Genomic DNA, 10,986 nt, shown 5'->3' with positions numbered 1-10,986 from the left:
TTAATATTTGATATCACTATTAATAGATTATTACTATTATGGATATCCGGTAATTTAAATAAAAAAGTATATTATTCCATACATTATTATGAAGCATGACAAATGTAATATTAAGTACAACAATGGGTGATATAGAAATAGAACTATTTGATAATGATATGCCCATAACAGCAGGCAATTTTAAAAAACTTGTTGAGAAGGGATTTTATAACAACACCATTTTTCACAGGGTAATAGCAGATTTTATGATTCAGGGTGGCGACCCCACAGGAACTGGAATGGGTGGTCCAGGCTATACAATAAAGGATGAATTCACAAAAAATAATAGAAACGATAGGGGAACAATTGCAATGGCAAATGCGGGGCCAAACACAGGGGGAAGCCAGTTTTTTATAAACACAGTAAATAACAATTATCTGGATAAAATGCATCCAGTATTTGGAAGGGTTGTAAAGGGTATGGATGTTGTTGATAAGATAAGCAGGGTTAAAACAGACAGAAATGACAGACCACTGCAGGACGTTATCATTAAAAAGGCGTATATTAAATAACTCATTTTCTCATTTTTTAATAGTTATAAAAATATTTTTTTGCTGGATTTATATTAAAATGTATGGGTTTTTTAAGGATAATAAAAACAGATAGGAGCAGTATAAACTCACTGCTAAGCAGATATAAAATTGGAAAAATACTTATTTCCGATGGGATTATTCTTGATAAAACCGTTTTAAATTATGATGTAAAAATACAGAGAATATTAACACCATACCAGCTTGAGAATATACTTATAAACAGCCATGAGGGATCTTTTTTAATTGTAATATCAACCATAACCCTGGAATCATGGGATACAATGGAGCTTTCAGTGGTTTCTGATCTTATTAGAAGAATGGTTGCTTATGGTAATGACATTGTTATCAACCTTGCTGGCCCTGAAACACTAAACTGTGAGATGATCCAATAATGGGAAGGAATACAATGTCATCAAGAGAATATATAAAATACCTTGAGAATGATATATTGTTAATGTCCGGCCATATGAGGCGTGAGGATATAATAGTATTGAAGAAAATACTATCATTCGCAGAAAAGCATTCAAATGAGATAGAGAACAGAGACCAATTTTTTTTCTCCATTTTGATTGAGATTTATAAAGAGGCGGTTGAAAATGGAGATAATAGTAAACGCCACTGGTTCTGATTACATAAATCTCTGGTATCTTTCAGGAAATAAAATTACAAAAAGACAGATAAAAAATCATTCATGGATTTTTGTTTCAGGCAATTATTATGATATGTCCATGCTTGAGAGGAGCCTTGACTTTTCAAACCTTGTTTATGAGCATACAAAAATGCGGGACATATATGGATATTTAGATGGAATCAAAATATTCATGAGGCCATCACAGATTAATTATATTGCGAAAAAAATAGAGAATTCCTTTGGGTATAAAATTAAAATATACAATGCTGATATAAATCCTGTTTTAAGGTTTATGGCGTTAAACAGGCTATCGTTTTTTAAAATAAGATCCTTATACGATTATGATCCGGATATCAAAACTGCTGAAATTTATGCCTTTATCAAAAATAATGATGTATCCTATATTACAATAAATGGGAAAAAATACGAAAAAAACATATACGAGGAGTTATACAATGCCATAGATGATGGTTTAATAATAATCTATAACAACTATTATGGGGAATTCTCAATATTATTAAATAACATGTTTAAGCATGGCTACGCTATTGAATATAAGACCCACAGGGCCAGAAGTTTTGAATCGTATGGCAGGCACTCATACATGCCAAAAACAATCTCAATAAATAATAAGATATGCATAGATTCAAATTCGTTTATATTTCAGGAATCTGGGATAACAGGAATAGTAGAACTTTCCAGACTGTCCCTGCTTCCGCCTGAAACAGTATCGGTGGTAACTCCTGGAACTGTTGTTTCATCTATAGAGGAAAAGGAGGCGTTGCAAAGGAAAATCCTTATACCGTTCAGGAAGACTGATTATGAAAAACCAAAAACACCGGGTGAATTTTTTGAGGCTGATTCTGGTGGTATTGTTTTTACACCTGACCCTGGAATTTATAAAAATGTTTATGAAATTGACTTTTCCTCCATGTATCCTAGTATAATGGTAAATTATAATTTATCTCCGGAAAATCTTTCTTCAGCTGGCATGGGGCATCTGGCAATGTTTCTAAGAAGATTGCTTGAAACAAGGTTGTTTTATAAAGGCATAAGGGAAAGGTCAGATATATATATGAAAAGGGATATGGCCTTAAAATCTCTACTTTTAAATTCGTTTGGATACACTGGATATAAAAATGCAAAATTTGGAAGGATAGATGTTCATGAAAAAATAACATCAATTGGGCGCAGTATAATTATGAATTCCATTAGAATTGCTGAAAAAAATGGATTTAATTTTATACACGGTGTTGTGGATTCTATGTGGATTTATGGAGATGGGGACATACAAAAGACCATCAATGAAATCTATGAGAGGACAAGAATACCAATAGTTATAGATTCACATTATAAATGGATAGCATTTTTGCCAAAGAATAATGGCATTGGATCGGCAAACAGCTATATTGGTTATAAATATGATGGCACATTTAAGGTAAGGGGCATAGAGATGAGAAGGAAAAATATACCAGAGTTTATAAAAAAATTTCAGGAAAATGCATTAAATGAAATTAAATGCGATTTTGAACAAATAAGTTTTAGAAGGGAAAAAATCGATAAAATTAAAAGGTATTATTTAAATAAAATTAGCAGTTTTAAAGTTGATGACTTTAAAATAAAATTTACCATAAGCAGGCATATTAATGAATACAAAGTAAGAAATGGAACATATTACCTTATGAAATATCTTGATGGCCATATTAATATTTACCCGGGCATGTCGGTTGATGGAATAATTATTGATAAAAGGCACGGTATAATAAGACCGGATGCAGAAAACATTGACAGGGATTATTATAAAAGGATGCTTATAAGATCATTTAAACCGATTGATTTTATACTTTTAAATTCTGGAAAGTAGATCCTCAATTTTTTTTGAAAGCATTGATACAGGTGCATCAGTCACTGTAATATTCTTAACAACGCCTGATTTATTGCCATGGCTTACCAGCCTTGATGAAATAATATCAAGTTCTTCCAGTTTTTTAATTATACTGTAAATTATTGATTTGCCTATCTTAATATTGTATATTTCACTGTTAACCGCAGTTTCCTTTTTAATTCTTTCTATGTTTGTAAACTGCGATTTCTCAAGAAGGTTGCATATTGATAATAAAACAATTAAATCCTTTTTTCCAAGCATGGAAAGCCTGCTCTCTGTAATATATGGATTTATTATTGATACCGCAAAACGAACGTCGTCCGCACTTATTATTGTTGAGGATCTGTATTCTGCCATATATGCTGCCTTCTGAAGAAGCTCAATTGCATATCTTGCACTTCCAAATTTCGATGAAATTTCAGAGATAAAATCAAGTATTTCAATGCTGCATGACCCGGGAACTAGGGATTTAACTGATCTATCCCTTATAATGTCTAATATCTCAGGTTTTGTATATTTATTGAATGGGAGCTCAATAACCGTACCATAGCGCCTCTCAAGGTATAATACTGGGTTTTCCATGGATATAATAATTATGCTAAGATTTATATTATAAATTTCCTTTGATCTTAAAAGGTTGTATATGCCATCACGATCATTTCTAATGAGGCCGGATGCCTCGTCTATTGCGAGTATAATACCATTACTGGCATAGCTGGATGATTTCATAAGGTAAAATATATCATTATATGACATACCCTTATATGCTGTTGGCCTACCAAGCCTCAACAGAACGTGCTCAAGCAGCTGCCTGACATTCTGGTAGGATGCAGCATTTTCATAGATTAATGACGGAGTGGATTTCATTATAAATTTTATTGTTGATGTTTTTCCAGTTCCTGATGGGCCATAAATCACCATGTTTGTGGATATTTTACTTTTTGATGGCTGTATTAATGCTGATGTTATTGCTTTTATATGATCATCCCTGAAGAACATTCGGTCAGGCACATATGATAAATCAAGTGGATCAGGGTTTATAACTATCATTGGCCATAAAATCATAATGAATTAATAAATATTCTTAATTATTATAATAAAATCACAAAAGGTCTTTTATTCTAGATATAACATAGTTTCTGTCAAGATTGGCAAGAAAATAACCAAGCCTTGGACCGCGCTCGCGATCTATAAAGACACGGTAAAACAGTGAAAAGCCATCCTTGGGCGGTATTTTATTTCTTCCTATAATATCGTATATTACATTGTGTATATTTTCAGATGTCCATTCAATTCCAGAAACACTGTTTAGAAACTCAGAAAGTATTGTTTTTTCCTTTTCTGAAAGGTCAATATGTTTAGTGGATAGTGAAAATTTTATATTATCAGGTGCGTATTTATCCAGCCAGTATTTTGCTGTTTCTATTTCATCGCGCAGGGCCTGATCGATATATTCTTTATTATAACCGCTGCGCCTGAGTGCCTCAAGAAGGCTTGTATCGTCCTTATATATCTGTATTAGGTTAACTATATGCCTGAAGTTAATTTTCTCAGGTGCGTTTAAAATCTTAATTCTAGACATTTCATATATCCTTTTGTAATTCTCATTGTTTGGTTTTTCAAGACCAAAATAGGCATTCTCTATTTTTTCATAATCGTCTATGAGATTTAAGAGGCCAAGGCCGGGATCAAAATCTATGTGCCTTGAGGGGTCATTTTTGGCTATTAAAAATCTTAGTATCTCAGGAGGAGCGAATTTTACGACCTCAGAGGCTGGTATTGATATTCCGGTGGATGAGTGCATGACCCCAACGCCCTTTAATAGTATGCGTTCATACATAAGTGGTACAGGTGGATTAATATGAAATACCTGCCTGGCGATCTCCTTTCCTGTATCGTATGATCCGCCTGCTGCAGCATGATCCTTGCCAAAAGGCTCTATTGTTACACCAAGTGAGTACCATTTTGCAGGCCATTCAACGCGCCATGGCATTTTGCCATCGTCTGTCCGTATATCTGATGTGCCCTCATTTCCACAGTACTCGCATTTATAATGGACATATGGATATTCGTAGGAAATAACGTGTGATGAGTTTATTTTTCCACATTTTGAACATCTGGGCTCATATGGATACCATGATTCATCAAGGTCATAACCTGCTATTTCATGCATTATTTTTCTTATAGTTTCCCTGTTTTTTATGGCAGTATCTATGGCATCTGCAAGCTTTCCTGTCTTATAAAGGCCTGTAGTGCTTATGACCTCAACATTAACATTAATTTTCTGCAGTGTTTCAAGGAAGGGTTTAAGGAAATAATCTGAATACTTTCCATTTCCATCAGGTGATGGTATATAGCTTAATGGAACCCCAACATACTTTGCATAGGATGAATCAAGAAATGGATAAACCTTTCTCAGGGGATCAAGGTCATCGCATAAATATATAAACCTTGATTTCAGGCCCCTGTCCAGTGATGCTTTATATAAAATATCCCCGGTTATTATTTCCCTCATGTTTCCAACGTGTATTGGGCCCGAGGGGGAAATACCTGTTGATACCAGCTGATCTCCGGTTAAATTGCTAACAACTGAGTCTGCCCAGTACAATTTTATCCCACCATTGTAGTTCTTATTACTGACCTTATTCTTGTTCCTGAGATTTCATCAATATTTAGCTTTGAGACAAGAACCACGCATAAAAGCACCTGGCCACCCTGATTTTTTATATCGTTTATTGTATTTTTCATTGTTTCCCCGGTGCTTATAACATCATCTATTACAACAATTTTTTTGCCCTTAACACCGGCGAAATTGCTGCTGAATAAACCCTCCTTGCCGGATGGATGCGGCCTGTAAACCATTAATTCCTTTCCAAGAATGTCTGAAACAAATGTTGCAAATGGGATGCCATTAATTGTGATACCAAGCACTGAGTCTAAATCATCTATGTTAATCTCCTCACTTATTATATCGGCCATTATTTCGGCTATATGGCCTATTCTGCTTCCGTAAACACCTATGCTGCGCCATCCAATTTTAACATCCTGTATCTTGGTCTCTCCAATGTTTTTACTGAGCAACCATGATATTGTATTAACCGATAAATGCAATTCTGTTGAGATTTCCTTATCGGACATGCCCTTATTCTTTAATTCTATGGCCCTTTTATATAATTCCTCTAAACTTTTCATATTTTTACCTCCTTTAGGGCGGATCTTATTTTCTCTGCTATTATCTCCAGATCCGCCATGTCCACTACCTCCCTCTCCCAGTTTATACGCTTTCTGTAATACCTTGGTATTATGTGTGTATGGTAATGCATTACAACCTGATTGGCAACCCTGCCATTATTCTGACCTATGTTTATACCATCACATTTCAATGCATTTTTTATTGCTATTGCTATTTTCTTTACAGTTAATTGTATTTTTATATATATCTCTTTATCTATATCAAAAATATTCTCATAATGTTCCCTTGGAATTACCAAAACATGCCCCTCCTCAATTGGTGCATTGTCCATAAATGCAAGAACATATTCATCCTCATAAACAAAGGCAGCCTTACCGTTTCTAATGATTTCCCTGCAAAAGACACATGTTTCATCATACATTTATGGGGTATATATAGTGTAAGTAAAAATATTTTCTTTTTATTCCTAAAATGGGTTTTATTATAGTATATAATAAAGCATTTATTTATATTAATTATTTAGAAAGATGAACAGGGTATTCGTTATAGGTAGTATAAATGTTGACATTTTGATGCTGTCTGATCACCTTCCTGAGCCAGGAGAGACAATTAAGGCTGGCAGTTTTTATGTTTATCCGGGTGGGAAGGGTGCAAATCAGGCAATTTCATCTGCACGCATGGGTGCCAATACAACACTCATTGGAAAAATAGGCAATGACTATTTTGGCAGCCTTATTAAGGATTTTATAGGTAAGGAAAATCTTAATTCAATTATAATGTATGGCCAGAAAACCGGAATGGCATTTATAAATGTTGATAAAAATGGAAAAAATATGATATCTGTATTTTCCGGTGCAAACAATGATTTAAGGGAGGAAGATTTAAAGGATATTAAAATAGATAATTCAATAATAATGCTTCAGCAGGAGATACCAATGGATACAATTGAGTATGTAATTAAAACATATGGTCGTAATAATTTAATAATAACAGATCCAAGCCCTATTAATGAGATAAACGATTTTGTTCTTTCAGGGAGTGATTATATAACACCAAATGAGGTTGAGGCATCAAAGCTATCAGGTATGCATATAAATTCCAGGGAGGATGCATTTAAGGCCTCTGAAATATTATACAAGAAATATCAAACAAACATAATAATAAAGCTCGGGTCATATGGTTCATTGTTAAATAATGGAAATGAAATAAGATATTTTAAGCCGAGCACCGTTAATGCAAGGGATACAACAGGTGCTGGAGACTGCTTCAACGGTGCATTTGCTGCAATGTTAACAAAAACATCTGATGTAAATAAAAGTATTGAAATAGCAAATATGGCGGCAGCACTATCTGTGACAGAGTACGGTGCATTTCCATCATTTCCATATTTAAATGACGTTAAAACAAAATTTAATTTAAATATAAATTAAGTGTATTAATTAAAATTTTAAAAAATAAAGACCAATAATAAATGGCGGGTATACCGGATAATCAATTAGCATAGATTGTGTTTTCGACCTATTAGTGGCCGTGGACTTAATATCTCGCAAAAGCTTGATACTTATATCCCGGCTCTATCAACCTCTTCTTTTAAGAGTGGTCTCAAACAACGTCTATTTTCAGGGGCGACTTCAAGCTTAGATGCTTTCAGCTTTTATTCGCGTATGGCGTGGCTACTCGGCAACTGCCCTGTCGGACAACCGATAAACTAGAGGCCACGAACCCCCGTTCCTCTCGTACTAAAGGCTCCTTCCCTTCAGACGTTGTGCACTCCCACAGAGAAGCAACCCTACTGTCTCGCGACGTAGTGAACCCATCTCAGGATCCCTTTTAATGGGCGAACAGCCCCACCCTTGGTGTCTTATGCAGCACCAGGATAGGAACAGACGACATCGAAGTAGCAAACCCTCGGGTCGATGTGTACTCTTGCCGAGGACAACTCAGTTATCCCTGGGGTAACTTCTCTCTTATCACCTGCCCTCATAAAGAGGGGACAAGGTGGTTCGCTAAGCCCTGCTTTCGCATCTGCGTTCCCTATTGGCTGGAACACAGTCAAACTAGCTTTTGCCTTTATACTCTACGGAGGATTTCTGACCCTCCTGAGCTAATCTTTGGAGGCCTCTGTTGTCTTGTTAGAGGCGTGGCGCCCCACCCAAACTGCCTACCAATAGTTGTCCCTTTTTTAAGGTTAGTGACGCAACTTTCAAAGGGAAGTGTTTCATCGTCGTCTCCATTCCGGCCACAACCGGAACTTCTAAGACTCCTTCCTACCCTACGCATTGAGAGTCGCGTCACAGCTACAGGCTGCAGTAAAGCTCCACGGGGACTTCGCTTTCATGTGGGAGAGACTGGATTGTGCACCAGTACATTAATTTCACGGGGCTGAATGTGGGGACAGTGGGACTCTCGTTGAACCTTCATGCGAGCCGCCAATTAAGCGGCTAGGTATTACGCTACCTTGAGAGGGTCATAGTTACCCCCGCCGTTTATTGGCCCTTCTTCTCCTTGAACGGAGCTTTCAGGTACCAACACTGGGCAGGTTTCGACCACTATACACATCCTTACGAACTAGCAGTGGTCTGTGTTTTTGGTAAACAGTCGGGGTCCCCTTGCCACTGCGACCTATCCTCTTTCTGGATAGGCATCCCTTCTACCTAAGATACGGGACTATTTGGCCGAGTTCCCTCACATCCATTATTCCCAAACGCCTTAGACTTCTCATCTAGGGGCACCTGTGTCGGTTCTTGGTACGAACTCAGGCTTGACCCATATAAGTTTTTCATGGACTCCGGGACTTGCAGAAATTCCCATAAGGGAACCGACATTTTTTCACGGACTTCTCGTCATTACAACTCTCCATCCGCTTATTAATGCCAATGTGTAGACAGGCACACTTCTGCTATCCCAAAGCTAACATATATGGCAAAACACCTGAGGCACTGGAATATTAACCAGTTTCCCTTTCGATCACTTCCTGTTAGGGGTGACCTTAGGATCGGCTAACCCTCGGCTGACGAACATTGCCAAGGAACCTTTGCCCTTTCGGCGGAGTGGATTTTCACCACTCTATTCTGCTACTTTTACCAGGATCCACGATACTGTACGGTCCATACCTCCTCTCGAAGATACTTCTATCCATACAGCACGCCCCCCTACCACATCACCTTTCGGTGGTCTAATGTATCGGTAATTGACTTTAGCCTCGTCCATCTTGGAGGCATATAACCTCGGTGAGTGAGCTGTTACGCACTCTTTAAAGGATAGCTGCTTCTAAGCTAACCTCCCCACTGTCTTGGGTCATAAACCTCTTTAAATCGCACTTAGTCAATTTTAGAGACCTTAACATTAGTCTCGGTTGTTTCCGTCACGTGCATAAAGCTTATCCCTATGCACTAGCACCCAGCATCTACGATTCTTGCAAGTTCGGAGTTTGACAAGGTGGCGCAACCTTTCGGTTGCTAACCACCCAATCGGTCGCTCTACCTCACAAGATATCTCCGCTGAGGTCTACCTGCGGGTAGTATTGGGGGGAACCCGCTATTGCCACTCTAGATTAGCCTTTAACCCCTATACCCAAGTCATCCAAACGATTTGCACATCAGAACTGGTTCGGTCCTCCACCTAGCTTTCGCTAAGCTTCAACCTGCTCAGGTATAGATCGAGCGGCTTCGGGTCTGCCACAGCTGACTAAACGCATTTGTTACGCTACTCCTCCCTTACGGTGCGAGTAATCGCTTTCGCTACGGTTTCTTCTTTTAGAATTAACCTTGCCAGCCATCGCAACTCCCTGGCCCGTTCTTCAACACGGACTATAGAACACTGGTCACTCTTTCGAGATCATTCCTTTTATGCCCTATAAAGTTTTCACTGCTTGGTTTCAGGCTCTTTTCACAGCCCTTCCGGGTTGCTTTTCAGTTTTCCCTCACGGTACTTCTTTGCTATCGGACTTGAGTTATATTTAGGGTTGGATGTTTATGCCACCCGCATTCCCACGCGAATAACGACGCATGGTACTCAGGATACCTTTCCTCATAGCTTCTCTAATTACTTTCACGGGGCTATCACCCTCTATGGCAAAGCTTTCCAGCTTTTTAAAATTCTTAGAGTAGGCATTGGGAAAGGTCCATACTCCACATCTCTTTCTCTTTTCAGAGAAGATTCGGTTTGCCCTTTACCGCTTTCGATCGCCTTTACTCACGGTATCTCGATTGATTTCTTTTCCTCCCGGTACTAAGATGTTTCAATTCCCGGGGTTCCCTCTCCTTTCGGAGTGAAAATACAGGAAGTCCCATTCGGAGATCCTTGGATCTATGGCTCCATGCGCCTCCCCAAGGCTTATCGCAGCTTGGCACGTCCTTCATCGGTACTCAAACCAAACCATCCCCCAAGCAGTTTTGATACACAATCTATCTTGCTTGTATTATCCGGTATCATTGGTTATAAAATAACCTCGCCCTTCCCTATTAATATTACATTAATAGGTGCATGTTTTATTGGTATACATTGTATTACTTTCAACGATATAAATATTTTGATAAAAAAGTAGGTGAAATTTATGGGGCCTGGGCGCTGTTATTTAACCATATAAAAAACAATAGGGCTAAAAACGACTTTTTTCTGACTTTACCTTAAACGGCGGTACATTAATTATTATATCATCTAAATATGGTATCAAGGCGTATACTGGTTTATCAAATATGTAATA

9 protein-coding genes and 1 rRNA gene are annotated in these 10,986 nt (G+C 37.6%); 5 read left to right on the top strand and 5 right to left on the bottom strand.

What is annotated here, in order from left to right; all coding sequences use genetic code 11:
- Positions 1-95: 95 nt before the first annotated feature.
- The 4 genes from AOG55_RS08250 to AOG55_RS08235 all read left to right on the top strand — a co-directional run bounded on the left by AOG55_RS08250 (position 96) and on the right by AOG55_RS08235 (position 3,067).
- Positions 96-551: a peptidylprolyl isomerase gene (locus AOG55_RS08250; protein WP_048102086.1), complete on the top strand. Its 456-nt coding sequence runs from the start codon at positions 96-98 to the stop codon at positions 549-551.
- A gap of 62 nt (positions 552-613) precedes the next feature.
- Positions 614-964, top strand: a complete 351-nt coding sequence (locus AOG55_RS08245) for a hypothetical protein (RefSeq protein WP_054964362.1) — start codon at positions 614-616, stop codon at positions 962-964.
- Positions 964-1,200, top strand: coding sequence for a hypothetical protein (locus tag AOG55_RS08240; protein ID WP_048102084.1), 237 nt, complete (start codon positions 964-966; stop codon positions 1,198-1,200). Before AOG55_RS08245 ends, AOG55_RS08240 begins: the two co-directional genes overlap by 1 nt.
- Positions 1,169-3,067, top strand: coding sequence for a type B DNA-directed DNA polymerase (locus AOG55_RS08235; RefSeq protein ID WP_052656830.1), 1,899 nt, complete (start codon positions 1,169-1,171; stop codon positions 3,065-3,067). Before AOG55_RS08240 ends, AOG55_RS08235 begins: the two co-directional genes overlap by 32 nt.
- Here the strand turns inward: AOG55_RS08235 and AOG55_RS08230 are convergent.
- Genes AOG55_RS08230 through AOG55_RS08215 form a run of 4 tightly spaced genes read right to left on the bottom strand, consistent with a single transcriptional unit; the run spans position 3,050 to position 6,702 of the window.
- A complete protein-coding gene (locus tag AOG55_RS08230; protein ID WP_048102189.1) occupies positions 3,050-4,138 on the bottom strand; it encodes a Cdc6/Cdc18 family protein in 1,089 nt (362 codons plus the stop codon). The two genes, AOG55_RS08235 and AOG55_RS08230, sit on opposite strands and share 18 nt — an antisense overlap.
- A 52-nt stretch (positions 4,139-4,190) precedes the next feature.
- Positions 4,191-5,696: a lysine--tRNA ligase gene (lysS, locus tag AOG55_RS08225; protein ID WP_052656827.1), complete on the bottom strand. Its 1,506-nt coding sequence runs from the start codon at positions 5,694-5,696 to the stop codon at positions 4,191-4,193.
- 2 nt (positions 5,697-5,698) lie between these two features.
- Complete coding sequence (locus AOG55_RS08220; protein ID WP_048102082.1) at positions 5,699-6,280, bottom strand: orotate phosphoribosyltransferase-like protein; 582 nt, start codon at positions 6,278-6,280, stop codon at positions 5,699-5,701.
- Positions 6,277-6,702, bottom strand: a complete 426-nt coding sequence (locus AOG55_RS08215) for an HIT family protein (RefSeq protein WP_048102081.1) — start codon at positions 6,700-6,702, stop codon at positions 6,277-6,279. Before AOG55_RS08215 ends, AOG55_RS08220 begins: the two co-directional genes overlap by 4 nt.
- Before the next feature lie 106 nt (positions 6,703-6,808).
- Here AOG55_RS08215 and AOG55_RS08210 point away from each other — a divergent pair, with 106 nt between their 5' ends.
- Positions 6,809-7,711, top strand: a complete 903-nt coding sequence (locus AOG55_RS08210) for a ribokinase (RefSeq protein WP_048102080.1) — start codon at positions 6,809-6,811, stop codon at positions 7,709-7,711.
- Between the two features lie 71 nt (positions 7,712-7,782).
- Here AOG55_RS08210 and AOG55_RS09215 read toward each other — a convergent pair.
- Positions 7,783-10,690 (bottom strand): 23S ribosomal RNA (locus AOG55_RS09215).
- Positions 10,691-10,986 lie beyond the last annotated feature (296 nt).

It is taken from the genome of Acidiplasma cupricumulans (genome assembly GCF_001402935.1).
Taxonomy (GTDB): Archaea; Thermoplasmatota; Thermoplasmata; order Thermoplasmatales; family Thermoplasmataceae; genus Acidiplasma; species Acidiplasma aeolicum.
The sequence above is the reverse complement of the archived record's forward strand: the minus strand, read 5'-3'. Positions and strand labels throughout refer to the sequence as shown.